The sequence below is a fragment of the Hydrogenophaga defluvii genome, from assembly GCF_042665235.1.
Classification (GTDB): Bacteria; Pseudomonadota; Gammaproteobacteria; order Burkholderiales; family Burkholderiaceae_C; genus Hydrogenophaga; species Hydrogenophaga defluvii_A.
The window spans coordinates 66996-90960 of record NZ_JBHTBZ010000008.1; the positions used below are offsets into that span (position 1 = coordinate 66996).

Genomic DNA, 23965 nt, shown 5'->3' on the forward strand with positions numbered 1-23965 from the left:
GAGTCCCGACATGTCCGACCAGAACACACCCGCCAAAGCCGACGCCAAGGCTGAATCCTCGGGCGGCGCCTACCGCGCCACCCTGAACATGCCCGACACCGCTTTCCCCATGCGCGGCGACCTGCCCAAGCGCGAGCCGGGTTGGGTGAAGGAGTGGAATGAAGGCGGCCTTTACAAGCGCCTGCGCGACGCCCGCCAGGGCGCGCCCTTGTTTGTGCTGCACGACGGCCCGCCCTACGCCAACGGCAAGCTGCACATCGGCCATGCGCTGAACAAGGTGCTCAAGGACATGATCGTGAAAAGCCGCCAACTGGCCGGCTTTGACGCGCAGTACATCCCCGGCTGGGACTGCCACGGCCTGCCGATCGAAAACGCCATCGAAAAGCTGCACGGCCGCAACCTGGGCCGCGACGACATGCAGGCCAAGAGCCGCGCCTTTGCCACCGAACAAATCGACCAGCAGCGCGAGGACTTCAAGCGCCTGGGCGTGCTGGGCGACTGGGAACGCCCCTACCGCACCATGGATCCGGCCAACGAGGCCGGTGAAATCCGCGCGTTCAAACGCGTGATCGAACGTGGCTTCGTCTACCGCGGTCTCAAGCCCGTGTACTGGTGTTTCGACTGTGGTTCCTCGTTGGCCGAATTCGAAATCGAATACGCCGACAAACAGAGCGACACACTGGACGTGGCCTTCGAGACCGACGATGCGGGCAAGCTGGCGGCCGCGTTCGGCCTGGGCGCGTTGCCGGCGGGCAAAACCGCGTTCGCCGTCATCTGGACCACCACCGCCTGGACCATCCCCGCCAACCAGGCCCTCAACGCCCACCCCGAGCTGACCTATGCCCTGGTGGACACGCCCCAGGGCTGTCTGGTGCTGGCCGAGAGCCTGGTCGAGAAGTGCCTGGAGCGCTTCGGCCTGAGCGGCCAGGTGCTGGCCACCGCACAGGGCGCGGCGCTGGGCGGCCTCAACTTCCGCCACCCGCTGTTTGATGTGGACGCTGGCTACCGCCGCCTGTCCCCGGTCTACTTGGCCGAGTACGTGAGCGACGGCGACGGCACCGGCATCGTGCACTCGTCGCCCGCCTACGGCCTGGACGACTTCAACAGTTGCGTGGCCAACGGCCTGGCCTACGACGACATCCTCAACCCGGTGCAGGGCAACGGCACCTACGCCGCCGATTTCCCGCTGTTCGGTGGCCTGCACATCTGGAAGGCAGTGCCCGTCATCCTGGACGCGCTCAAAAACGCCGGCCGACTGCTGGCCACCGTGCGCATCACCCACAGCTACCCGCACTGCTGGCGCCACAAAACGCCGGTGATCTACCGTGCCGCCGCCCAGTGGTTTGTGCGCATGGACGAAGGCGAGGGCGTGTTCACAAAAGACAAGGCGCCCAAGACCCTGCGCCAGCTCGCGCTGGACGCCATCGACCACACCAGCTTCTACCCCGAGAACGGCAAGACCCGCCTGCGCGACATGATCGCGAACCGGCCCGACTGGTGCATCTCGCGCCAGCGCAGCTGGGGTGTGCCCGTGCCCTTCTTCCTGCACAAGGATTCGGGCGAGTTGCACCCGCGCACGATGGACATCATGGACCAGGCCGCCGACATCGTCGAAAAAGGCGGCATCGAGGCCTGGAGCCGCGTCACGGCCGAGGACATCCTGGGCGCTGAAGACGCAGCGCACTACACCAAGAGCACCGACATCCTGGAGGTCTGGTTCGACTCCGGCTCCACCTTCTGGCACGTGCTGCGTGGTTCGCACGCCCACGCCTACCCCAACGGCGCCAGCCACGCGCAAGGCCCCGAGGCCGACCTCTACCTCGAAGGCCACGACCAACACCGCGGCTGGTTCCACAGCTCGCTGTTGCTGGGTTGCGCCCTGTACGACCGCGCGCCCTACAAGGGCCTGCTGACCCACGGCTTCGCCACCGACGGCCAGGGCCGCAAGATGAGCAAGAGCCTGGGCAACACGGTGGAGCCGCAATCGGTGACCAGCAAGCTCGGCGCCGAAATCGTGCGCCTGTGGGTGGCCAGCACCGACTATTCGGGCGACCTCAACATCGACGACAAGATCCTGGCCCGTGTGGTCGATGCCTACCGCCGCATCCGCAACACCCTGCGCTTCTTGATGGCCAACACGGTCGATTTCGACCCCGCCACAGACGCCGTGCCGCTGGAGCAGATGCTGGAAATCGACCGCTACGCGCTGGCCCGCGCCAGCGAGCTGCAGGCCGACATCCTGCGCCACTTCGACGTCTACGAATTCCACCCGGTGGTGAGCAAGCTGCAGGTGTATTGCTCCGAGGATTTGGGCGCCTTCTACCTCGACGTGCTCAAGGACCGCCTCTACACCACCGCGCCCAAGAGCCTGGCGCGGCGTAGCGCCCAGACCGCGCTGCACCAGATCACCCACGCCATGCTGCGCTGGATGGCGCCTTTCCTGAGCTTCACCGCCGAGGAAGCCTGGACGCATTTCGCCGGAGCGAAGAACCAGGGCTCGATCTTTTTCGAAACCTTCCTGCCGCTGCCCACGCCCAACGAAGGCCTGCTGGCCAAATGGGCGCGCATCCGCGCCATCCGCGACCTGGCCAACAAGGCCATCGAAGACGTGCGCACCGCCGGCCAGGTCGGTGCCTCGCTGCAGGCCACGCTGACCATCACCGCCGGCGCTGACGACGCGGCCCTGCTGTGCTCGCTGGGGGCCGACCTCAAGTTCGTCACCATCACCTCGGCGGTGACGGTGGTGGACGGTGAATCGTTGGCCGTGGCGGTGACGCCCAGCAGCGCCACCAAGTGCGAGCGCTGCTGGCACTACACCGACGACGTCGGCCAGCACACCGAACACCCCACGCTGTGTGGCCGCTGCGTGAGCAACATCGCCGGTGCGGGTGAAACCCGCGCCCACGCCTGATGGCGGCCAGGGGCGGGCGCGGCGGCCCGGGCATGCTGCACTGGCTGGGGCTGGCCTTTGCCATCTTCCTGATCGACCAGTTCACCAAGGTGCTCATTCTGGGCTACTACCGCCTGGGTGACAGCACCTACATCACCTCGTTTTTCAACATCGTGCGGGTACACAACCCCGGAGCGGCCTTCTCTTTTTTGGCCGGGGCCGGCGGCTGGCAGCGTTGGTTTTTCACGGCCATCGGCTTGGGGGCGGCCGTCTTCATCGTCTGGATGTTGCGCAACCACAGCGGGCAGAAGCTGTTCGCGTTCGCGCTGTCCTGCATCCTGGGTGGCGCCCTGGGCAACGTGATCGACCGCCTCATCCACGGCTATGTGGTGGACATGCTGGACTTCCACTGGCGCTTTCTTTCGCCCGTGTTCCCGGGCGGGCATTTCCCGGCGTTCAACCTGGCTGATGCGGCCATCAGCCTGGGCGCGATCTGCATGATCCTGGACGAGATTCTGAGGGTGCGGCGCAGCAGGTAAGCTCGCTGGCACGGACGGTGCATCGCCGGCTTATAGTCGGGTCACTGTCCTATGAAACATTTGTTGAATCTTCTCGCAGCCATCGCGCTGCTGGTGTGGGGAACCCATCTGGTGCGCACGGGTGTGCTGCGTGTGTTTGGCAGCAACTTGCGGCAGATGCTGGCGGTCAGCATGGGCAACCGCTTCAGCGCCATGCTGTCGGGTTTGGGCGTCACGGCCCTGGTGCAGTCCAGCACCGCCACCGCACTCATCACGGCTTCGTTTGTGGGCCAGGGCCTGATCGCCTTGCCGGCGGCACTTGCCGTCATGCTGGGCGCCGACGTGGGCACCGCCTTGATGGCGGTGGTGTTCTCGCTTGATCTGTCCTGGCTCTCGCCGTTGTGCATTTTCCTGGGCGTCACCCTGTTCATCGCGCGCCAGGGCCACACCGTGGGCGATGTGGGGCGGGTGCTGATTGGGCTGGGCTTGATGTTGCTGGCCTTGCAACTGGTGTCGCAGGCCACCACCGTGCTCACCCGCAACCCGGCGGTGCAGTTGATGCTGGAGCAACTCGCCAGCGACCGCATGCTGGAGATCCTGCTGGGTGCGGTGCTGGTGGTGCTGTCCTACTCCAGCCTGGCGGTGGTGCTGCTCACGGCCACGCTGTCGCTGTACGTGATCTCGGTCGACGTGGCCCTGGGCCTGGTGCTGGGCGCCAACCTGGGAAGTGGCCTGCTGGCGGTGTTGACCACCTTGCGCGCCAACGTGGCCACGCGCCAGGTGCCTTTGGGCAACCTGGTGTTCAAGTTGCTGGCGGTGGGGGTGGGTGTGTTCCTCATTCCGGTGTGGCTGCGTTTTGTCCAACCCTATGTGCAAGACCCGGCGGCGCTGACCGTGTTGTTCCACCTGAGCTTCAACCTCATGGTGGCAGCCATTTTTATTGGCCTCACGCAGACGGTGGCCGGCTGGGTCGAGCGCTTGCTGCCGCAAAGCACGGCCACACCCTTGGGCCGACCCAACCACCTCGACCCTTCTGCGCTGACCACGCCCTCGCTGGCCATTTCGTGCGCGGCGCGCGAGGCCATGCACCAGGCCGACGTGGTGGAGACCATGTTGCGCGGCGTGCTCACGGTGATTCGCACCAACGACCTCAAGCTGTCGGAAGACCTGCGCAAGCTCGACGACACGGTGGACAGCCTGTACTCGGCCATCAAGTACTACCTCACCAAGCTCTCGCGCCAGCAGCTCAGCGAGGAAGAGGGCCGACGCTGGACCGATATCATCAGCTTCACCATCAACATGGAGCAGGTGGGCGACATCGTCGAGCGCGTCCTGATCGACATCGAAGACAAAAAAATCCGCAAGGGTCGCGATTTTTCAGAGGCCGGTCTGGCCGAGATTTGTGAACTGCACGCCCGTCTGATCGACAACCTGCGCTTAGGCATGAGCGTGTTTTTGAATGGCAGCGTGCGCGATGCGCAAAAGCTGCTGGAAGAAAAAGCGCGCTTCCGCGATCTGGAGCGCGAATACGCCACCTCCCACCTGGCCCGCCTGTCCGACAAGACCCTGGGCAGCATGGAGAGCAGCTCGCTGCACATCGACCTGATCAGCGACCTCAAGCGCATCAACTCACACATCTGCTCCATCGCTTACCCCATCCTCGACTCGGCTGGTGCACTGGCGCCGAGTCGCCTGCGCGAACAGGTCAAGGGGCAGTGAGCCCGTCGATGAGGTCGGGCGCGAGGATGAGCGCGGCCTCCAACGTGTAGCGTCCGGCCACGATGTCGGCGCGCAGTTGCCCAAGGTCCACGCAGTCGAAGCGCTCGACCTCGCCGTCCTGGTTCTCGGGCACCACACCTTCGGGCAAGGTGGCGCTGAACCAGTCGATGCGCTCCACTGTGTAGCCCACGTCGTCGGCACCGCCGCTGGGGCGTTGGATGATCAGGTGACCGGCGTGGGTCAGTCCGTGCAATTGGTCCAATCGAAGGCCGGCCTCCTCCCAGGTCTCACGTTCCAGCGCCTGCGCCAGCGTGTCGGCCGCGCTGACCATGCCACCCATCAGCGTGTCCCACAGGCCGGGGTCGTTGGGCTTGTTGAAGGCGCGTTGCTGCACCCACGTGTTGCCATCGGGCGCCTGTGCCGTCAGGTGCACGGCGGCGGTGGCCAGGCCCAGGGCCCGCACGGCGGCGCGCTCGATGTGGCCCACCCGCTGGCCACTATCGGCCAGCACCGGCAGCAACTCGTTGCGCCAGGCGCCCAGCAGGCTGGCCTCGCGCAGCGCATGGGCCAGCGCGTCAAAGGGTGCAGCCACCCGCCAGCCCGCGCCATCGGTGGCCAGCAGGCCGTGGGCTTGAAAGTGCTGCGCCACCGCGACTTCCACCGAGCCAATGGGCTGGCCCTCAAAAGCCAGCGCCTGCCGTGGGCGCAGCGGCGGGCGCTGATAGATCACGGCAGCAGAATGGTGCAGCCGGTGGTGGCGCGGGCTTCCAGGCTGCGGTGCGCGGCCTGCACGTCGGTCAGCGCAAAACGCTGGTCAATGCGGATCTTGACCTGGCCGCTGGTCACCACGGCAAACAGGTCGTCGGCCATGGCCTGCGTGGCGGCGCGGCTGCTGATGTGGGTGAACAGCGTCTGGCGCGTGACGTAGAGCGAACCTTTGGCACCCAGGATGCCAGGCGCGAACGGCGCCACCGGCCCCGAAGCGTTGCCGAAGCTGGCCATCAGGCCGAAGGGGCGCAGGCAGTCCAGCGAGCCTTCCCAGGTGTCTTTGCCCACGCTGTCGTACACCACCTTCACGCCCTTGCCGGCGGTGATGGCCTTGACACGTTCGACGAAGTTCTCGGTGCGGTAGTTGATGGCGTGGGCGGCGCCGTGTGCCAGCGCCAGCGCACATTTGTCGTCGCTGCCGGCCGTGCCGATCAGCTGCAGGCCCAGGGCCTTGGCCCACTGGCAGGCAATCAGGCCTACGCCACCGGCGGCAGCGTGGAAGAGCACAAAGTCGCCCGGCTCCAGGCCTTCCACCGGGCGTGTTTTTTTCAGCAGGTACTGCGCGGTCAGGCCCTTGAGCATCATGGCCGCGCCGGTTTCGAAGTCGATGGCGTCGGGCAGCTTGCACACGTTCATGGCCGGCATCACGCGCACGTCGCAGTAACTGCCCGGTGGGTTGGCGGCGTAGGCTGCGCGGTCGCCGGCTTTCAGGTGCGTCACACCTTCGCCCACGGCCTCCACCACACCAGCGCCTTCCATGCCCAGTTGCAGCGGCAGCGGGTTGTTGTAGAGACCGGTGCGCTGGTACACGTCGATGAAGTTCAGGCCGATGGCGTGGTGGCGAATGCGCACCTGGCCGGGGCCCGGTTCGCCCACGGCCACGGTGTCAATGACCATCTCTTCGGGGCCGCCGGTGCGGTGGATGCGGACGGCGCGGCTGCTCTGGCTCATGTCGGGTGTCTCCGGTGGGGGGTAAAGCCCTGGATGTTGCCACGAACGAATTGGCCTTGCTGACCCGGCGGGGTATGCCCGTGACTGCATTGGCACAGCGCGGCTTGCGGCGGCTTCCTATTTTTGCCAATTGATTCGACCGTTTGACATTCTCTCGTGTTTGATGGCTTTTTCTTTATTTTGCAGTTGTTTAGTTGTGCGTGCTACGAATATGGATTGAAAATATCGGATCGAAGCTGTCCGATTTTTTTTTAAATCTAATTTCCTATTGAGGCAATAGTTTTTTCGTGCAAAGTTTTAATATATATTGTTGGAGATTGCAGGAAAAATAAAGTTGACCTATTCTTATTCTGTTATAAGTTTGTTTGATTAATATGAAAATATTGGTAATTTTTCTTGGTTTTCTCTTGGTCGGCTGTGCAGCGCCAAAACGTTATGTCTATGACCATCCTGATGCGGCAACAATATTATTGAGTCAAACTTCAGATATAAGCATGTCGAGATTTGTGTTGTGGGGTTTGCAGATGGCTCCCGTTGACCCAGTTGGGAATAATAAAATGGGTCAATTTGCATTTGCGGTGCCCACTAGAATTTATAGAAATCGAGATGTGTCTTTGCAATTCTCAATATATGGTTCGGAGGAGTATGGACGATCGTTTTTGTCGGTTAAGATGCCTCCTGGGAAGTATAAAATATCGAGCATCAATGTACAGCAGCGTGACGGAACTGGGATCGATGCACTTGCGACGCCTGCCATGGTTGATGTGGGGCGGGAAAAGGATTTTTTTGTTTCAAAAAAAACTCTAACATTTCCCACGACTGTAGTTGACCTGCGGCCTGGAAGTGTCAATTATCTAGGAAGCTTTCGAGCGTATTTCGATAGTTGTGAGGTGCTGGCGCTGGTGTGCAATGGGTACAGGATTGAGATTCGGGATAAGCTATTGAGGGATGCGATACTTGTAAATATTGATCTACCGGATATTGGAAAAATTGTAAATCAATCAATCAAGTTGGATCGACGTAAGAGCCCCCATTTTTACAGTGTGGATTGACAGAGTCTTGTGTGACTTGTCGAACGGTTTGCTCTCTGAAGCAGGTGGGCATGCTGCCAAGGGGGCAATCGCGTGCTGTGTGAAGGGGCGTGTGCAAAGCGGCGCCGTAATCAAATCGTCAGGAGGGTGGCTTGGTACAGTCTCCGCATGTCCGCCACCCGCCTCTCTCCTGTCACAGTCTTGTTGCTGACCCTGCCGCCCCTGCTGTGGGCGGGAAACGCGGTGGTGGGGCGTTTGGTCAACGATCTGGTGCCGCCCATCACGCTGAACTTTTTGCGCTGGGTGCTGGCCTTTGTGTTGCTGTTGCCGCTGGCGCACTGGGTGTGGCGGCGTGACAGTGGCCTGTGGCCGCACTGGAAGCGTTTTGCCGTGCTGGGCCTGCTGGGGGTTGGTTGCTACAACGCGTTGCAGTACCTGGCCTTGCAAACCTCCACGCCCATCAACGTGACGCTGGTGGTGGCCAGCATGCCGCTGTTCATGCTGGTGGTGGGGCGCATCGGTTTTGCGGCGCCCATCACGCGGCCTGCGGTGCTGGGCGCGGCGCTGTCGCTGGCGGGTGTGCTGGTGGTCTTGTCGCGGGGCGATGTGGCGCAGCTGCTGCGCATCCGGCTGGTGGCCGGCGATGCCTGGATGTTGCTGGCCACCGCCATCTGGGCTGTCTACAGCTGGATGTTGACCGAACGCAAGGAGCCCGAGGCCATTCGGGGCGACTGGGCCGCGTTCCTGATGGCGCAGATCGGTTTTGGCCTGGTGTGGTCGGGTGTGGCCACGGCGGGTGAGTGGCTGCTGCCCAGCAACACACCTGCGCACATCGATTGGGGCTGGCCGCTGGTGGCCGCACTGGTTTATGTGGCCGTGGGGCCGTCCCTGCTGGCCTACCGCTGCTGGGGTGCCGGTGTGCAGCGCGCCGGCCCGGCCATGGCGGCGTTTTTCAGCAACCTCGCGCCGCTGTTTGCGGCCGTCATGTCAGCGTTCGTGCTGGGCGAATTGCCCAAGCCGTACCACGCGCTGGCGTTCGCACTCATCGTGGCGGGGATTGTGGTGTCGTCCCGGCGTTGAGGGGTGGGGGCTTTCAGCCCGGCTTCAGCCCGGTGGCCTTCACGAACTTGCCCCAGTGCACCAGCTCTTGGCGCACCAGTTGCGAAAATTCTTCGGGCCGGTTGGCCTGGGCCACCGACATGCCCAGATCGGCCAGCTTGTTGCGCAGCGCGGGATCGGCCAGCACCTGAAACAGCGCCTGGTTCCATTGCTCGATGATGGGGCGGGGTGTGCCGGCGGGGGCCACCAGGCCCTCCCATTCGCGCAGTTCGATGTCGCCCAATCCACTTTCGGCCAGCGTGGGTACGCCCGGCAAGGCCGCCAGCCGCTGTGGGCTGGTGACCGCGATGGCACGCAGTTTGCCCGCCCGCACCAAGGGTGCGGCCACCGAGGTGGTGGCGAACATGGTGGACACCTGGTCGCCGAGCAGGGCGGTCACCGCTTCGGCCGGCCCTTTGAAGGGTACGTGCAACATCTTCAGTTTGCTGGCCTGTCCAAACGATTCGCCCACCAGGTGCGCCGGCGAGCCGTTGCCGCCCGAAGCGAAAGTGACGGCGCCGGGCTGGGTGCGTGCGCGGTCGGTGAGGTCCTTGAGCGACTGAATGGACGAAGCCGAGGGCACGACCAGCACGTTGTAGAGCCACACGAGGTTGGCCACAGGTGCCAGGTCGTTGGCCGTGTCGTAGGGCAACGGGCCCATTAGTTCGGGCAACACGGTGTGGGTGAGAAAGAGGATGCCCATGGTGTAGCCATCGGGCGCGGAGCGGGCCAGTGCCTGCATGCCGATCATGCCCGTGGCGCCTGGCCGGTTGTCCACCACCACCGCCTGTTTCCAGAGTTTGGACAGCCCATCGGCTACCAGCCGGGCGAGCACATCGGGCGGGCTGCCCGGCGGCAGCGGCACGATGATCTTGATCGGCCGGTCGGGGTAGGTCTGAGCCGAAGCGGGCAGGGCACCCCACCAAGGTGACGCGGCCAGTGCCCCCATCAGATGTCTGCGTTGGATCATGGTGGCATCCTCAAATGTGAGCGGGGACGGGAGTGTCGGCGGCCGACGAGATGGGTGGCATGAAGACGACATCGTATTCACGCGCCACCTTCACCACCTCGGCCGGGCTGGACATGTTGTGGATGCGGCGGTAAAGATCCACCAGCTTGCCCGCCGGGGCGGCCCAGAACAGCGCCTGGGCTGGCTCGCCGGAGTTGTTGAAGAAGGCGTGTGGGATGCCGCGTGGCATGCGCACCAGATCGCCGGCCGAGGCCGAGGTGGTCTTGCCGTCCAGGATCAGGTCGATGCGGCCTTCGAGCACGTAGATGTACTCGTCCTGGTGCGGGTGCACGTGTGGCGGCACAAAGGTCTCCTCGGGGAAGGTGGCGTGCCATGAGAAGCTGTCGTCGGTCATCTGCTTGGGCGTGTAGACCTGGCCCAGGATGTTCCAGGACACGCTGTCCAGGCTCTGGTTCTTGCGGGTGATGTCGGGCGTTTCACGCATCTTGGGTGGTTCCTTCGGGCTGTGTGGCGGGCGGTGTTGAGGGTCGTGTTTCCGGGTGCGTCAGGCGGTCCAGCGTGGGCTTGACCAGGGGGTTGTGCGAGGCAAAACGGGGCTTGAACTGCTGGCGGGCTTGTGCCAGGTCGTCCTCGTCCCAGTAGCCGATCAGGATGCCGCCTTCGGTGATGCGGGCCTGCACCTCGATGGACTCGATGGCGCCGTCGGGCACAGTCACGCGCTGGCGTGGCTGGCGGGCCCAGCGGAACAGGGCCTCGTGCAATCGCTCTTTTGCTGCCACGTGCTCGGGTGCGGTGGAGGCGCCCAGGTCGTGGAATTCGTTGGGATCGTTCACGAGGTCAAACAGCATGGGCCGGAAGTTCTCGAACAACACGTACTTCCAGCGCTCGTCGCGCACCATGCGCATCCAGGCGTCGCGCGGTTGGGTGGCCAGGGCGATGCGTGAATCCTGGAACGAGAAGTCGTACTCGCACACCACTGCGGTGCGCCAGTCGGCCGGCGTTTGCCCAAACAGCAGTGGGCGCAGCGAACGCCCGTCCATGACGTGCGGGACGGCCGGGCCGCCATAAACGTCCAGGAAGGTGGGCGCGATGTCCACCGCCTCTACCAGCGCCTGGCAACGCGTGCCGCGCGTGGTGTCGGCACGTGGGTCGGGGTCGTAGACGATCAGCGGCGCCTTGATGACCGGCTCATGGAACAGGTCCTTCTCGCCCATCCAGTGGTCGCCCAGGTAGTCGCCGTGGTCGGCGGTGAAGACGATCATGGTCTTGTCCATCAGCCCTTGGTCTTCCAGGAACTGGAACAACACGCCCATCTGGTCGTCGATCTGCTTGATCAGGCCCATGTAGCCGGGCATCACTGCCTCGCGCACGCCGTCGCGCGAGAAGGTTTGCGACACGCGGTGGTCCATCATGGCCGCGTACACCGGGTGCGGGTTGTCGCGCTCGGCCTCGCTGCGCACCACCGGCAGCGCGTCGTCGGCGGTGTACATGCTGGCGTAGGGCTCGGGCACGATGTACGGCCAGTGTGGCTTGATGTAGGACAGGTGCAGGCACCAGGGCTGCTCGCCGGCCTCGCGGATGAAGTCCATCGCCCGGCGCGTGATGTAGGGCGTCTCCGAGTGTTCGTCGGGGATGCGGGCCGGGCGGTTGCTGTATTTGAGGAACCAGCCCGAGCGCAGCGTGCCGTCTTCGTCTTCGGTGGCGTTGGCCCAGGTCTCCCAGGGGTTGTCGCCGTCGAAGCCGTTGCGCCGCAGGTAGTCGCTGTAGCTGGGGTCGGGGTCGTGGCCGGAGTAGGGGTGGATGCCGTCGTCGCGCTCGTAAGGGTCGAAGCCACATTCGGCAATGCGCACGCCGATCTGCGACTGCGGGTCGATGCCCAGGCGCGACATGCCGGCCAGGTCGGCCCGCATGTGGGTTTTGCCCACCAGGACCGATTGCACGCCCAGCGGGCGCAGGTGGTCGCCAATCGTCATCTCGCCGGCCTTGAGTGGCACGAAGTTCCAGCTCGCACCGTGCGAGTGCACGTAGCGGCCGGTGTAGTAGCTCATGCGCGAAGGGCCACACACGGGCGAGTTGACGTAAGCGCGGTCGAAGATCACACCGCGCGCGGCCAGGCGGTCCAGGTGGGGCGTGTGCAGGCGCGGGTGGCCGAAGCAGGACAGGTGATCGGCGCGCAGCTGATCGCACATGATGAAGAGGATGTTCTTGACGGGGGACTTCATGCCGGGTTCCTCGGGATGGATGGCCTTTTGATGGGGTCATGCTAGGCCGCGTTGTTCCGTCCATCCAATCGTTTTTTCTCAGGTCGATTACCATGGGTTATCACCCCGACGAACCCTCCAACGATGCGACTGCAACACCTGCACCTGCTCCTGACCCTGGCCCAGACCGGCAGCCTGCGGGCCTCGGCGCAAACGCTCAACGTCACCCAGCCGGCGCTCACCAAGGCGCTCAAGCAGCTGGAAGAGGAGTTCGGCACGGCGCTGGTGGTGCGCACGCCCAAGGGCGTGCACCTGGCACCGGCCGGCGAGCTGCTGGCCGCCCGCGCGGCCACCGTGGTGCGCGAAATCGAACGTGCCCGCGAGGAGGTGACCTGGCACACCCAACACGCCCAGGCCACGGTCACGGTGGGCGTGTCACCCGCTGCCGCGCTGATGCTGGCGCCGCGTGTGGTGGCGCGTTTTCAGAGCCGCTGGCCGCAGGTGCGCGTGCGCCTGGTGGACGCGCTCTATCCCAAGGCCTTGTTGCAATTGCGCTCGGGTGAGCTGGACCTGGCGCTGGGCCCGTTGCCGGCCACAGGTCTGGGGCCCGATCTGGCGGTGTTGCCCCTGACCGACAGCCCGGAGGTGATCGCCGCCCGCGCTGGGCACCCCCTGGCCAAGAGCCGCCGGCTGGTCGATCTGGAGAGCGCGAGCTGGGTGCTGACGGGGCCGCTGCACGGGCCGGGCGACCCGGTGCATTTGGGGCTGGAGGCCCTGGGCCTGTCACCGCCGCGTGTGATGTTGGAGTGCGAGTCCTTCTCCACCTTGCTCGCGGTGTTGCCGGGCATGGACGCCGTGGCGCTGATGCCCAAGCGATTTTTTGACAGCCACGGACCCCGCAACGGCTTGGTGGCTTTGCCCATCGCGGATGCCTTGCCCCAGACCACCATCCACCTGTTTTGCCGCACCGATGCGCCGCTGACCTTGCCGACCCAACGGCTCAAGGATGGCTTTGAGCAAGAGGCCAAGGCCTTGCGCCGCGAGCGAAACAACACGTGAGGTTTCAGCGTGCCTGGTCTTGCACCTGCGCCCACCAACGCTCGAAGGTGTCGGCCAGCGGACCGCGCAGCGCGGCCCAGTCTTGCAGCACCGTGAAGTGATCGGCATCGGGTGCTTGGACGCAGGCGCTCCAGGCGCCTGCGCTGCCACCTTGGCCTTGCCAGCGTTGGTGCATGTCGGCGTTCTGCGCCAGGAAGGCCGGTGTTTCCGCCCCGCCCACCAGCCACACGGCGGGCACGGGCGCGGCGGTCGGCGTCAGCAATGGCGACAGGCGATGCGACGTTTCGGCGTCCAGGCGCAGCTTTTGGTTCAGGGTGGTGCCGACGAGGGGCGCGAGGTCGTAAATGCCGCTGATGGCCCACACCCCATCGACCTTGGCTGGGTCGTGGCGGGGCAGGTCGCCTTGTGCCAGTCCCAGCACGCTGGCCAGGTGGGCGCCCGCTGAATGGCCAGCGACGACCAGGGGCAGGTCAGCGCCGCCGCGCTGGCGCGCATGCGCGGCCACCGCCGCGACGCTGGGCGCCACCGCTTTCACGAGTTCATCGAGTGTCACATCGGGACACAGCGGGTAGTTGGCCAGTGCGACGTGGAAACCCCGGGCCTGGAAGGCCGGAGCCAGAAAGCGGAACAGCGACTTGTCGCGCGACTGCCAGTAGCCCGCATGCAGGTACAGCATCACGCCCTGGGGGGCGGCGGGCGCAGGGAAAAAATCAAAACGCTGGCGCGGGTGTGGGCCATAGGGCAGGTCGAGTTCGGCCGTGGCTTGCGCGGCAGCGCCATCGCTGTGGGCCTGGAACTGCGCGAGCAGCGCAGGAAAACCCGGCCGGGCCTGACCTTCGACATACTGAAATTGGTGGTCGTCCATGCGGGCCTCCGGCGTCAGAAGGTGCCGGGGTAGGCACCACCGTCGGCCAGCACGTTCTGCCCCGTGATGTAGCCGGCCTGCTGGCTGCACAGAAAGGCGCAGATGGCGCCAAATTCCTCGGCGTTGCCGAAACGTTTGGCGGGGATGGTTTTGCGGCGCGCGTCCATGATGGCTTCGATGGGTTGGCCGGTTTTGTCGGCCGCGCCTTTCATGGTGCCCTTGAGGCGGTCGGTGTCGAAGGCGCCGGGCAGCAGGTTGTTGATGGTCACGCCTTGTGCGGCGATGCCGCTGCGCGAGAGACCGGCCACAAAACCGGTGAGGCCGGTGCGCGCGCCGTTGCTCAGGCCCAGGATGTCGATGGGCGCCTTGACCGCGCTGGACGTGATGTTGACGATACGACCGAAGCCGCGCGCAGCCATGCCGTCCACCGTGGCCTTGATGAGTTCGATGGGGGTGAGCATGTTGGCGTCCAGCGCGGCGATCCAGGCCTCGCGTTCCCAGCTGCGGAAGTCACCGGGCGGCGGGCCACCGGCGTTGGTCACCACGATGTCGAAGTCGCGCCCCGGGCCACCGGCCACGGTGAAGGCGGCCTCACGACCCTCGGGCTTGGTGATGTCGGCGGCCACCGCCAGCACCTGCTGGCCGGGGCGCGTGGCCTGCGCGCGCAGCCCTGCGGCGGCGGCGTTCAAGGCATCCGCCCCGCGTGCCACCATCACCACGTTCACGCCCTCTTGCACCAGGGCGGCGGCACAGCCCCAGCCCAAACCTTTGCTCGCACCGCCCACCAGCGCCCATTTGCCTGCAATGCCCAAGTCCATGTGTGCTACTCCTGAAAGTTGAAAAGGTCAGCGCGCGCGGGTGACCAGCACCACACCGCCCATCACCAGCACCGTGCCGGCGATGATCCACGCATTGAAAGGTTCGTCCAGCAAGACCACGCCCATGGCGATGGTGGACAGCGGGCCGATCATGCCAGTCTGGGCGGTCAGGCCCGCGCCGATGCGTTCGATGGCCATCATCACCAGCAGCACCGGTGTGACGGTGCAGGCCACCGCGTTGAGCACCGACAGCCAGATCACGGGGGGCGCGACCAGCGCCGCGTCCAGCGGGCGCAGCAACACGAATTGCAGGATGCACAACACGCACGCGACGGTGGAGGCCAGGCCCACCAGACGCAGCGAACCCAGGCGCTTGACCATCTCGCCGCTGTAGACGAGGTACACGGCATAGCTCAGCGCACTGCCAAACACCAGCAACGCGCCCAAGGCCCCCCAGCCGCCCTGAAACTGCACCTCGTGCCCCAGCACCAGCACCACGCCAGCGTAGCTCATGGCCATGGCCGTGCCTTGGCGCAGCGTGATGCGCCGCCCGTACATGAGCCAGCCCAGCACCAACACCAGCGTGGGGTTGAGGTAAAGGATGAGCCGCTCCAGGCTGGCGCTGATGTACTGCAGGCCCCAGAAATCGAGGAAGCTGGCCAGGTAGTAGCCGCTGAAGCCCAGGCCCAGGATGCCCCAGCGGTCGCGTGTGCTCAGCGCCGGTTGCCCGCGGCTGGCCCACCAGGCCATGGCCACAAACAGCGGCAGCGCGAACAACATGCGGTACATGATGAGCGTGACCGCGTCCACGCCGTGCCGGTAGGCGAGCTTGACGATGATGGCTTTGCCGCTGAAGGCAATGGAGCCCGCGCTGGCGAGCAGCAAGCCGGTGGTGAGGGAGCGCGAAGAGGTCACGAAGGGGTCACGAACAGAGCGGGCTCGCGTGGCGGGCCGCAGTACAACAAAAGCAGCGTTTGAGACTAGCACAGGCCTCTTGCTCCCAGCGGGTGTGGGCCCATCGCCGATGGCGATGAGGGCCATCGTTCACAATGGTTTTTTGCGTCAGGAGATGGCCATGTGGAACAGCAAGCGGCAACTCATGGGAATCGTGTTGGGGTGGGCCTTGGCGTGGGCCGCGCAGGCCCAGGCGGTGCGCCCCGAGGTGGTGGCCACCGGGCTGCAAAACCCCTGGGGCATGGCCTTTGTGGACGGCGGTGTGCTGGTGACCGAACGCCCCGGACGGCTGCGCTGGGTGTCACCCACGGGCGAGGTGGGGGCACCCATCGCCGGTCTGCCCGCCATCGAAGCGGGCGGGCAGGGGGGCTTGCTCGACGTGGTGGCCGACAGCGCCTTTGCCCAAAACCGCCGCGTGTACCTGTGCTACGCCGAGCCCGCGGCCGATGGCAGCGGCAATTCCACCGCGCTGGGCAGCGCGCGGCTGTCCGACGATGGGCGCCGGCTGGAGCAATGGCAGGTGTTGTTCAGCCAGCGCCCCAAGGTGGCCAGCCGCTTGCACTTTGGTTGCCGCATCGTCGAGTCGCCCGACGGTTTTCTGTTTTTGGCCTTGGGCGATCGCTTCCACCGCATGGCCGATGCCCAGACGCTGGACAACCACCACGGCAAGGTGGTGCGCCTGCGCAAGCAGGGCGGCGCCGCGCCGGGCAACCCGCTGATGGGGCGTGCCGGCGCCTTGCCCGAAATTTGGAGCTGGGGCCACCGCAACCCACAAGGTGCGACCTGGGGGCCGGACAACCGCCTGTGGGTGGGTGAACACGGCCCACAGGGTGGCGACGAAATCAACCGCCCCGAGGCGGGCAAAAACTACGGCTGGCCCGTCATCACCTACGGCGAGAACTACGGCGGCGGCAAGATCGGCGAAGGCCTCACCCACCAAGCCGGCATGGAGCAGCCGCTGCACCAGTGGACGCCGTCGATTGCGCCGGCCGGCATGGTTTTTCTGCGCAGCAAGCGCTACGGCAGCGACTGGCAGGGCCAGTTGTTTGTCGCCTCGCTCAAGTTCCGCTATCTGGCCCGGCTGGAGCTGGACATGGCCGGTCCACAACCCCGGGTGTTGCGCGAACACAGGCTGTTGTCTGACCTGGGCCAACGGGTGCGCGACGTGAAGGAGGGGCCGGACGGCCTGTTGTACCTGCTCACCGACGAGCGCGAAGGGCGCCTGATCCGCGTGCTGCCGCCCGGCTGAGCGCAGGCGTGCACAATGCGGGTCTGGGGTTGTCCTCGCCCCGTTGCATTCAATAAAACACCCCACACGCACCGCCATGAAACCGGAGACAAGCGACTTTCTGGCCGGTTTGCCTCGCCAGCCTCGCCTGCTGGTGGTGGACGACCAGGCCATCCAGATCCAGGTGCTGTACCGCGCCCTGGCGCCCGACTGCCAGGTGCTGATGGCCACCAGCGGCGAGGCCGCGCTGCGCCTGTGCCACGAACGTTTGCCCGATTTGGTGTTGCTGGACGTGGAAATGCCCGGCATGGACGGCTTCGCGGTGTTGCAGCAGCTCAAGGCCGATCCGGTGACGCGCGAGTTGCCCGTGATTTTTGTCACCGGCCACACCAGCGACGACGTCGAATCGCGCTGCCTGGAAGCCGGCGGCGTGGACTACATCTCCAAGCCCATCAACCCGCGTGTGGTGCGCTCGCGGGTCAAGACGCACCTGATGCTCAAATTCCAGTCGGACCTGCTGCGCGACATGGTGTTTGTGGACCCGCTGACCAACAGCTACAACCGGCGCTACTTTGACCAGCGCCTGGCCATGGAGTGGTCGCGTGCGCGCCGCAGTGGCGCACCGCTGTCTTTGCTGATGATCGACGTGGACCACTTCAAGGCCTACAACGACCACTATGGGCACCCGGCGGGCGACCAGGCCCTGCGTGAGGTGGTGCGGGCGCTCACCCGCCACCTGCAACGTCCGGGCGACACGGTGGCGCGTTACGGCGGTGAGGAGTTCGCCTGCCTGCTGCCCGAAACCGACCACAACGCGGCCCTGATGCTGGCCGACCGGCTGGAGCTGTGTGTGCGCGAGCTGGCGCTGCCACACGCGTTTTCGGGTGCCGCCCAGGTGGTCACCGTCAGTGTGGGGGTGGGTACCGCCACACCGCCGCTGGAAGACGGCGAGCAGTCGCTGGTGCAAGACGCCGACGCCGCCCTGTACCGTGCCAAACACGGCGGGCGTGGGCGTGCGTTGGGCCGCGCCGAACCTCAATCGAGCAAGGCCTGACACAGGCCTTGCGCGCGCTCGAAATCCAGCGCCGCCACCGCCGCTTGCAGCTCGGCCAAAGCGGCCCTGTGCTGGACGGGCATCTGTGCCGCCAGGCGTTCGACGGCGTCGGTGGCACCCATGTCCGAACTGCGCAACAGCGTCAACAGGTGCCGCAACGCGTCGCGCCAGGCCGCGCTGTCTGACGCTGCCGCCATGGGGGCTGGCGCTGGCAAAGCCAGACCACGCGCCGCCGCGTCGGCTTGGGCTTGTGTCTCGCGCCACGCTGTCAACACGTCGGCCGTGGTGTTGGGTTCGCGCTCTGCTGCGGCCGCTGTGTGCGCCAAGGTGTTCAGCCCCAGCGTGGCCGCGAGTCCCTTGAGTGTGTGCAATTGACGCTGCATCGCGGGCGCGTCACCGGCTTCCCAGGCGGCTTGCAATGCCGCGATGCTGGCCGGGCTGTCGGCCACAAAAGCCTGCAACATGCGTTGGTACACATCCGCGCGGCCGCCCAGCCGGGCGATTGCGGCATCGGCGTCGATGTGGGCCGGCGCCTGGTGGGTGGCCGGTGGCGCAGCGGCGGGCGGCGGCGCTGCGGCCACCCTGTCGCCGCCGGTGACGGCCAGCAACACGGACACCAACTGGTCGAGCACGAAAGGCTTGCCGACGTGTTCGTTCATGCCCGCGTCCAGGCAGGCCTGGCGGTCGGCCGAGGTGGCATTGGCCGTCATGGCCACCACCGGCAGCGCGTGCGCCGCATGGGTTTGGCGGATCTGGCGGGTGGCGCTCAGCCCATCCATCACCGGCATTTGCAGGTCCATCAGCACCGCGTCCCAACGGGTGCCGGGCTGGCCCACGGCCTGCACCGCCAGTGCGCCGTTGTCCACCACCGTCACCAGCGCGCCTTCGCTTTCCAGCAGTTCGCGTGCCACCTGCTGGTTGATGGGGTTGTCCTCTGCCAGCAGCAGCCGCAGCCCCTGCAACCGAGAGGTGGCGTGGCTGTGTGCCAGCCAGGGCGTTCGGGTCGCCCGCAGGGCCTCGCACAAGGTGCCGGGTGTCACGGGTTGGGTCAACCAGCCGGCAATGGCACCGTCCTCGCCCGCTGGCGGCTCGTGCCCGTGGTCGGTGAACACCCAACAGCGTGGCCCCGGCGCGGGGCCATGTTGCCGCACAGCGTGGCACAGGGCGGTGGCGTCCATGTCGGGCAGTGTGGCCGACACCAGCAAGGCCTCAAATCGCTCGCCCTGGGCCAGCCGGTCCAGCGCGCCCTGACCGTGGCCCACCGTCTCGGCCTGGGCGCCGAGGCCCGACAGCATGTGCGCCAGCAGCTCGCGTGCCACGGGATGGCTGTCGATCACCAGCACCCGGCCTGAGAGTGGCCGCCGAGCCGCCACCGGCGGCGCCGCTTCGGTGGGCAGGGCCAGCGCCAGCTGGAAGTGAAAGCGGCTGCCTTGGCCCGGCGTGCTGTCCAGACACAATTCACCGCCCAGCAGGGCCACCAGCCGCTGGCTGATGGCCAGGCCCAGCCCGGTGCCACCGAAGCGGCGCGTGGTGTCCGCTTCGGCCTGGGTGAAGCCGCTGAAGATCTTGCGCTGGTTTTCAGGCGCGATGCCGATGCCGGTGTCGCGAACGGCCACGTCCACCTGGGCCACGCCCTGGTGAATGGCGGCCAGTCGCATCGAAATCACCACCTCGCCGTGGAGCGTGAATTTCACCGCGTTGCCCCCCAGGTTCACCAGCACCTGCTGCAGGCGCAGCGCGTCGCCCACCAGCACGGGCGGCAGGGCCGGGTCGATGTCGTAGAGCACCGTCACCGGTTTGCCGGCGGCGTTCATGGCCAGCACCAAACCCAGGTCGCGCAGCAGGGTTTCGACCTCGAACGGCTGGGCTTCCAGCGTCATCTTGCCGGCCTCCACCTTGGAGAAGTCCAGGATGTCATTGAGCAGGTTGAGCAGCGAGCGCGCCGCCCCTTCGGCCTTGGCTGCGTGGTCGGCTTGGCGCGCGTTGAGGGCGCTGCGCCGCAACAGCGCCAACATGCCCAGCACCGCGTTCATGGGGGTGCGGATTTCGTGGCTCATGTTGGCCAGGAACTGGCTCTTGGAACGCGAGGCCGCCTCGGCCGCCTCGGTGGCGCGCACCAGGTCGGTGATGTCGATGCGAAAGCCCACCGTGTGGCCGTCGGCCATGCGGCGTTCGATGACGCGCACCACCCGCCCGTCGTCAAGGTGCTGCACCAGTGAGGTGTTGGCGGCACGGTGGTGTGCCAAGCGTTCGGCCACCCAGTCGTCGATGCGGCCCATGGCCTGGGCGTACTGGCCGCGTTCGGCACCCTTGCGGATGATGTCTTCAAAGCGTGCGCCGGGCACGATCAGGTCGGCCGAGGCGGCGTACAGGTCGCGGTATTTTTCGTTGCAGAACACCAGCCGGTCGTCGGGGTCGTACAACACAAAAGCTTCGTTGACGGTGTCGATGGCGCCGCGCAGCAAGGCCTCTTTCTGTGCGATGGCCAACTCGGCCTGTTTGCGTTCGGTGATGTCCACGTAGGTGGTGACAAAACCGCCGCCGGGCATGGGCGCACCCTGGATTTCCAGCGGGATGCCGCCGGGGCGCACACGCTCGAACCGGTGCGGGCGCGCTTCGCCGCGCGCACGCGCCACGATGTCGGCCACCGTTGCCTCCACGTCGCCGTTGCCGTACTCGCCGCGTTCGGCGTTGTAGCGGATGAAGTCTTCAAAACGCGGCGGCTGGCGTTCGAACAAGGTGTCGGGAAAGCCCAGCAGCCGCTTGTACTCGGCGTTGGATGCGACCAGATCGAGCTTGTGGTTGAACACGCTCATGCCACAGGGCAGGGCTTCCAGGATGTTGCGCATCAGCGCGTTCTGGTCGCGCAGTTCCTGCTCCAGTTGGCGTTGTTCGGTCACATCGTGGTTGAGACCGATCATGCGCAGCGCGCGGCCGTCGGCATCGCGCACCACGTGGGCGGCCCCGCGCAGGTGGCGCACGCTGTGGTCGTCGCGCACGATGCGGAATTCGGCCTGAAAGGGCGCCCCGCCGGCCAGGGCGTTGACCAGCGAGCGATTGACGCGCTCGCGGTCTTCAGGGTGCAGGCAGCGGCGCCAGATGCTCAGGGGTTCGGCCTGCGGGCTGTCGGGCGCCACACCAAACATGCGGTACATCTGCGTGTCCCAAATGCGCTGGCCGCTGACCATGTCGATTTCCCACACCCCCAGGCCGGCGCTGTCGGCGGCCAGCGCCATGCGTTCGTTGAAGTCACGCAAGGCCTGTTCCGCCTGCTTCTGGGCCGTGATGTCGGCGGCGATCGCCATGAAACCGTTGAGGCTGCCGTCGGGTTGGCGCAAGGGCTGTATCTCCACCTGCAGCCAGTGCTTGTTGCCATCGCGCAGGGTCAGCAGATCGCCCTGGAAAGACTGCGCATCCGTCAGGGCCGTGCGCATGCGCCGCAGCAGGCCGGGGTCGCTGTGGTCGAGTTGCAGCAGCTCGCCGGGCAGGTGGCCCAGGGCATCCTGCGCGCTGTGGCCGGTGAGGCGCTCAAAACCTTCGTTGACCCACACGATGCGCCGCGCCACGTCGGTGATCACCACGGCGTTGGAGGTGCGCTGCGCCACCTTGGCCAGCCGGTCCAGGTCCAGCGTCATGCGTGCGGCCAGTTGTTCGGCCCGTTCGCGCCCCAGCGTGACCACGCGCACCAGGTAGGTCAACAAGGCGCTGATGAGCAGACCGGCCGCGAGCGCCAGCGGTGCCACCGCGCCGCCTGATGTGGCGTCGAACGCGGCCGTGCTGCTGACCTGCAGCAGGTAGGGCTGGCCCAGCAGGTTCAGTGGACGGGTGAGGTGAAAGGCCCGCCCGCCGGCGGGCGCAGCGTCCGGGTTGCTGAGGTGGTGGTCGCTGTCGTACACCAGGCGTTGCAGGTCGTCCGTGCGCTGCCCTGCAAACAGCTCGAAGTCCACCAGCCCGTCGGCCAGGGCGGCCACGTCGCCCAGCAGTTCGGACGCGATGATGGGCGCGTAGAACACACCGTCCAGCTGGGCCCGCCTTTCGGCGGGGCTGTCGGGGGCTTTGCCGTTGACCGGGCGGTAGACCGGGTGGTACATCAGAAAGCCCGGGCTGCGGCGGCCGTCCTGCACCAGCACCACGGGCTGGGTCAGGGTGGGCTGGCCGCTGTCGATCGCGCGCTCGATGGCTTCGCGACGCAGTGCCTCGCTGCCCACGTCCAGCCCCCGGGCAGAGAGGTTGTCGCGCAGCGGCTCCACGTAGCGGATGACGTAGCGCTCTGGCAAGGCGCTGGGCGCGAGTTCGTGGACGGTAAAACCGGGGCCGTCCTGCGCGCTCACGCGGGCCTCGTACCCGGTCACGTCGGCCAGGGGCACACGCTCGATCAGGCCCAGCCCCCGGATGCCGGCAAACGACTGCTCAAGATTGAGCGCCGCGATGAAGGCGCGGAACTCCGACAGCCGCAGCTCACCGCTGCCCGCGTGCAGGCCAGCGGCGCCTTGCAGCGCGAACAAGGGCAGCCGGAAGCGCTGGCGTACCTCCTTGTCGATGCGCTCGGCATGGCGCTCGAACCGCTCCTGCGACTGCTGCCGGTTGTAGCTGGCCACCGAGGCAGCCACCACCAGGCTGATCACAACGCCCATCACCGCCACCAGTGCCTGGGGCCAGGCGCCACGCCAGCGGGTGGGGCGGGTCATCGTGGTGCCCGCGTTGAAACCCCGATCAAAGTTTGTCGGGGAGTGTGTTGAAATTTGACAATGATTGACATAATGTTTCTATCCTAGCCACAGAAAGGCCCGCCATGAACGCCTTCGCCAAGCTGTCGTTGAAGTTGCGTCTGATCGTGACCACCGCGGTGCTGGTGGTGCTCAGTGTCGCGGTCGTCTCGGCCTTCAACTTCTTCACGGTGCGCAGCTCGGCCATGGCCACGCTGACACAGAGCACCCAGGCGCTGGCAGAAGCGCGAGCGGCGGGCATCGCCGAATGGGTCAAGACCCGGGCGGCGGTGGTGGCGGCGCTGGCGCCGGCCACGGCGGTGGAAGACCCGCTGCCGGCGCTCACCCAGGGCGTGCGCAGTGGCGGGTTTGACACCACCTACATCGGCTACGCGAGCAAGAAGGCCACCTTCTCCAGCCCACAGAACCTGCCGCCCGACTGGGACCCGACCGCACGGCCTTGGTACACACAGGCGTCGGCCACACAAGGGGTGGCGCTGACCGAGCCTTATGTGGACGCCGGCAGCAAGAAGCTGGTGATGACCTTTGCGCTGGCGGTGAAAAACGGGGCACAGACCGCCGCCGTGGCGGCAGGCGATGTGTTCATGGACGTGGTGGCCAGCAGTGTCACGGCCATCCACCCCACACCGTCGAGCAACGCCTTCATCGTCTCGCGCGGCGGCAAGGTGCTGGTGCACGAGACGCTTGACCTGGTGCTCAAGGATGCCACCGCCCTGGCACCCGGCCTGAACGCGGCGGGTGTGGGCGCCATGGTGGACAGCCGGCAGCTCACGCGCATGGACATCCAGGGCACCGACAGCCTGTTGCTGGCCACGCCCATTGCGGGCACCGACTGGGTGCTGGTGGTGGCGCTGCACCGGGGTGAGGCGCTGGCCGGGCTTCGGCAGTTGCTGGTGAATGCCTTGCTGGGCGGCGTGGTGGTGGCGGTCATCAGCGTGCTGGTGGCCGCTGCGGTGGTGGCCACCGCCGTGGCCGGCCTGGGCCGACTGGAAAAGGCCATGCAGGACGTGGCCTCGGGCGACGGCGACCTGAGGTTGTGTCGCATTAGCCGAGGAGGGGCGTGCTGAATCAGTGGATGGCGTCGACCTCAGATTGCCAGACTGTAGAACTGCTG

Annotated in this window: 18 protein-coding genes; 9 read left to right on the plus strand and 9 right to left on the minus strand. The window is 66.1% G+C overall.

Features of this window, described 5'->3' with window-relative positions:
- Nucleotides 1-10 precede the first annotated feature (10 nt).
- Genes ileS through ACFQU0_RS03210 form a run of 3 tightly spaced genes read left to right on the plus strand, consistent with a single transcriptional unit; the run spans nucleotide 11 to nucleotide 5127 of the window.
- Nucleotides 11-2911, plus strand: coding sequence for an isoleucine--tRNA ligase (gene ileS / locus ACFQU0_RS03200; protein ID WP_382198670.1), 2901 nt, complete (start codon nucleotides 11-13; stop codon nucleotides 2909-2911).
- Entirely contained in the window at nucleotides 2911-3429 is a 519-nt protein-coding gene (gene lspA, locus ACFQU0_RS03205) for a signal peptidase II (protein WP_382198671.1), read from the plus strand. Before ileS ends, lspA begins: the two co-directional genes overlap by 1 nt.
- A gap of 51 nt (nucleotides 3430-3480) precedes the next feature.
- Entirely contained in the window at nucleotides 3481-5127 is a 1647-nt protein-coding gene (locus ACFQU0_RS03210) for a Na/Pi cotransporter family protein (protein ID WP_382198672.1), read from the plus strand.
- Here the strand turns inward: ACFQU0_RS03210 and ACFQU0_RS03215 are convergent.
- Nucleotides 5114-5857 (minus strand): NUDIX hydrolase, encoded by a 744-nt coding sequence (locus ACFQU0_RS03215; RefSeq protein WP_382198673.1) that lies wholly within the window; start codon nucleotides 5855-5857, stop codon nucleotides 5114-5116. The genes ACFQU0_RS03210 and ACFQU0_RS03215 overlap by 14 nt on opposite strands.
- On the minus strand, nucleotides 5854-6846 hold the full coding sequence (locus ACFQU0_RS03220) for a quinone oxidoreductase family protein (protein ID WP_382198674.1): 993 nt from the start codon (nucleotides 6844-6846) through the stop codon (nucleotides 5854-5856). The genes ACFQU0_RS03215 and ACFQU0_RS03220 overlap by 4 nt, the downstream gene beginning before the upstream one ends.
- Nucleotides 6847-7220: 374 nt before the next feature.
- Here ACFQU0_RS03220 and ACFQU0_RS03225 point away from each other — a divergent pair, with 374 nt between their 5' ends.
- Together ACFQU0_RS03225 and ACFQU0_RS03230 are read left to right on the plus strand one after the other, a co-directional pair.
- The gene (locus tag ACFQU0_RS03225) at nucleotides 7221-7898 is read left to right on the plus strand and encodes a hypothetical protein (RefSeq protein ID WP_382198675.1); all 678 of its coding nucleotides are present in this window, start codon (nucleotides 7221-7223) and stop codon (nucleotides 7896-7898) included.
- Between the two features lie 147 nt (nucleotides 7899-8045).
- Nucleotides 8046-8957, plus strand: a complete 912-nt coding sequence (locus ACFQU0_RS03230) for a DMT family transporter (protein ID WP_382198676.1) — start codon at nucleotides 8046-8048, stop codon at nucleotides 8955-8957.
- Between the two features lie 13 nt (nucleotides 8958-8970).
- Here ACFQU0_RS03230 and ACFQU0_RS03235 read toward each other — a convergent pair whose 3' ends face one another.
- From ACFQU0_RS03235 to ACFQU0_RS03245, 3 genes are read right to left on the minus strand one after another with little or no spacing between them, the layout of a single operon-like run.
- A complete protein-coding gene (locus tag ACFQU0_RS03235) occupies nucleotides 8971-9945 on the minus strand; it encodes a Bug family tripartite tricarboxylate transporter substrate binding protein (protein WP_382198677.1) in 975 nt (324 codons plus the stop codon).
- 10 nt (nucleotides 9946-9955) lie between these two features.
- The gene (locus tag ACFQU0_RS03240) at nucleotides 9956-10429 is read right to left on the minus strand and encodes a cupin domain-containing protein (RefSeq protein WP_382198678.1); all 474 of its coding nucleotides are present in this window, start codon (nucleotides 10427-10429) and stop codon (nucleotides 9956-9958) included.
- Nucleotides 10422-12167, minus strand: a complete 1746-nt coding sequence (locus ACFQU0_RS03245; RefSeq protein WP_382198679.1) for an alkaline phosphatase family protein — start codon at nucleotides 12165-12167, stop codon at nucleotides 10422-10424. Before ACFQU0_RS03245 ends, ACFQU0_RS03240 begins: the two co-directional genes overlap by 8 nt.
- 123 nt (nucleotides 12168-12290) lie before the next feature.
- Here ACFQU0_RS03245 and ACFQU0_RS03250 point away from each other — a divergent pair, with 123 nt between their 5' ends.
- Nucleotides 12291-13205, plus strand: a complete 915-nt coding sequence (locus ACFQU0_RS03250) for a LysR family transcriptional regulator (protein ID WP_382198680.1) — start codon at nucleotides 12291-12293, stop codon at nucleotides 13203-13205.
- 4 nt (nucleotides 13206-13209) lie between these two features.
- Here ACFQU0_RS03250 and ACFQU0_RS03255 read toward each other — a convergent pair whose 3' ends face one another.
- From ACFQU0_RS03255 to ACFQU0_RS03265, 3 genes are read right to left on the minus strand one after another with little or no spacing between them, the layout of a single operon-like run.
- On the minus strand, nucleotides 13210-14070 hold the full coding sequence (locus ACFQU0_RS03255; RefSeq protein ID WP_382198681.1) for an alpha/beta hydrolase: 861 nt from the start codon (nucleotides 14068-14070) through the stop codon (nucleotides 13210-13212).
- A gap of 14 nt (nucleotides 14071-14084) precedes the next feature.
- Nucleotides 14085-14888, minus strand: a complete 804-nt coding sequence (locus ACFQU0_RS03260; protein WP_382198682.1) for an SDR family oxidoreductase — start codon at nucleotides 14886-14888, stop codon at nucleotides 14085-14087.
- A gap of 27 nt (nucleotides 14889-14915) precedes the next feature.
- Nucleotides 14916-15803 (minus strand): DMT family transporter, encoded by an 888-nt coding sequence (locus ACFQU0_RS03265; protein WP_382198683.1) that lies wholly within the window; start codon nucleotides 15801-15803, stop codon nucleotides 14916-14918.
- A 160-nt stretch (nucleotides 15804-15963) separates the two neighbouring features.
- Between ACFQU0_RS03265 and ACFQU0_RS03270 the strand changes: the two genes are divergently transcribed.
- Both ACFQU0_RS03270 and ACFQU0_RS03275 read left to right on the plus strand, forming a co-directional pair.
- A complete protein-coding gene (locus ACFQU0_RS03270; protein WP_382198684.1) occupies nucleotides 15964-17091 on the plus strand; it encodes a PQQ-dependent sugar dehydrogenase in 1128 nt (375 codons plus the stop codon).
- A gap of 76 nt (nucleotides 17092-17167) precedes the next feature.
- Complete coding sequence (locus tag ACFQU0_RS03275; protein WP_382198685.1) at nucleotides 17168-18124, plus strand: diguanylate cyclase domain-containing protein; 957 nt, start codon at nucleotides 17168-17170, stop codon at nucleotides 18122-18124.
- Here ACFQU0_RS03275 and ACFQU0_RS03280 read toward each other — a convergent pair.
- On the minus strand, nucleotides 18106-22812 hold the full coding sequence (locus ACFQU0_RS03280) for a PAS-domain containing protein (RefSeq protein ID WP_382198686.1): 4707 nt from the start codon (nucleotides 22810-22812) through the stop codon (nucleotides 18106-18108). The genes ACFQU0_RS03275 and ACFQU0_RS03280 overlap by 19 nt on opposite strands.
- Nucleotides 22813-22916: 104 nt before the next feature.
- On the opposite strand from ACFQU0_RS03280, the gene ACFQU0_RS03285 reads away from it, so the two are divergent.
- Nucleotides 22917-23918: a cache domain-containing protein gene (locus ACFQU0_RS03285; RefSeq protein WP_382198687.1), complete on the plus strand. Its 1002-nt coding sequence runs from the start codon at nucleotides 22917-22919 to the stop codon at nucleotides 23916-23918.
- The last annotated feature ends 47 nt before the right edge of the window (nucleotides 23919-23965 follow it).

What these genes read in the sequence shown, in the direction of transcription:
- ileS (WP_382198670.1), top strand. Translation starts at nt 11, where the DNA reads ATGTCCGACCAGAACACACCCGCCAAAGCCGACGCCAAGGCTGAATCC.
- lspA (WP_382198671.1), top strand. Translation starts at nt 2,911, where the DNA reads ATGGCGGCCAGGGGCGGGCGCGGCGGCCCGGGCATGCTGCACTGGCTG.
- ACFQU0_RS03210 (WP_382198672.1), top strand. Translation starts at nt 3,481, where the DNA reads ATGAAACATTTGTTGAATCTTCTCGCAGCCATCGCGCTGCTGGTGTGG.
- ACFQU0_RS03220 (WP_382198674.1), bottom strand. Translation starts at nt 6,846, where the DNA reads ATGAGCCAGAGCAGCCGCGCCGTCCGCATCCACCGCACCGGCGGCCCC.
- ACFQU0_RS03225 (WP_382198675.1), top strand. Translation starts at nt 7,221, where the DNA reads ATGAAAATATTGGTAATTTTTCTTGGTTTTCTCTTGGTCGGCTGTGCA.
- ACFQU0_RS03230 (WP_382198676.1), top strand. Translation starts at nt 8,046, where the DNA reads ATGTCCGCCACCCGCCTCTCTCCTGTCACAGTCTTGTTGCTGACCCTG.
- ACFQU0_RS03235 (WP_382198677.1), bottom strand. Translation starts at nt 9,945, where the DNA reads ATGATCCAACGCAGACATCTGATGGGGGCACTGGCCGCGTCACCTTGG.
- ACFQU0_RS03240 (WP_382198678.1), bottom strand. Translation starts at nt 10,429, where the DNA reads ATGCGTGAAACGCCCGACATCACCCGCAAGAACCAGAGCCTGGACAGC.
- ACFQU0_RS03245 (WP_382198679.1), bottom strand. Translation starts at nt 12,167, where the DNA reads ATGAAGTCCCCCGTCAAGAACATCCTCTTCATCATGTGCGATCAGCTG.
- ACFQU0_RS03250 (WP_382198680.1), top strand. Translation starts at nt 12,291, where the DNA reads ATGCGACTGCAACACCTGCACCTGCTCCTGACCCTGGCCCAGACCGGC.
- ACFQU0_RS03255 (WP_382198681.1), bottom strand. Translation starts at nt 14,070, where the DNA reads ATGGACGACCACCAATTTCAGTATGTCGAAGGTCAGGCCCGGCCGGGT.
- ACFQU0_RS03260 (WP_382198682.1), bottom strand. Translation starts at nt 14,888, where the DNA reads ATGGACTTGGGCATTGCAGGCAAATGGGCGCTGGTGGGCGGTGCGAGC.
- ACFQU0_RS03270 (WP_382198684.1), top strand. Translation starts at nt 15,964, where the DNA reads ATGTGGAACAGCAAGCGGCAACTCATGGGAATCGTGTTGGGGTGGGCC.
- ACFQU0_RS03275 (WP_382198685.1), top strand. Translation starts at nt 17,168, where the DNA reads ATGAAACCGGAGACAAGCGACTTTCTGGCCGGTTTGCCTCGCCAGCCT.
- ACFQU0_RS03280 (WP_382198686.1), bottom strand. Translation starts at nt 22,812, where the DNA reads ATGACCCGCCCCACCCGCTGGCGTGGCGCCTGGCCCCAGGCACTGGTG.
- ACFQU0_RS03285 (WP_382198687.1), top strand. Translation starts at nt 22,917, where the DNA reads ATGAACGCCTTCGCCAAGCTGTCGTTGAAGTTGCGTCTGATCGTGACC.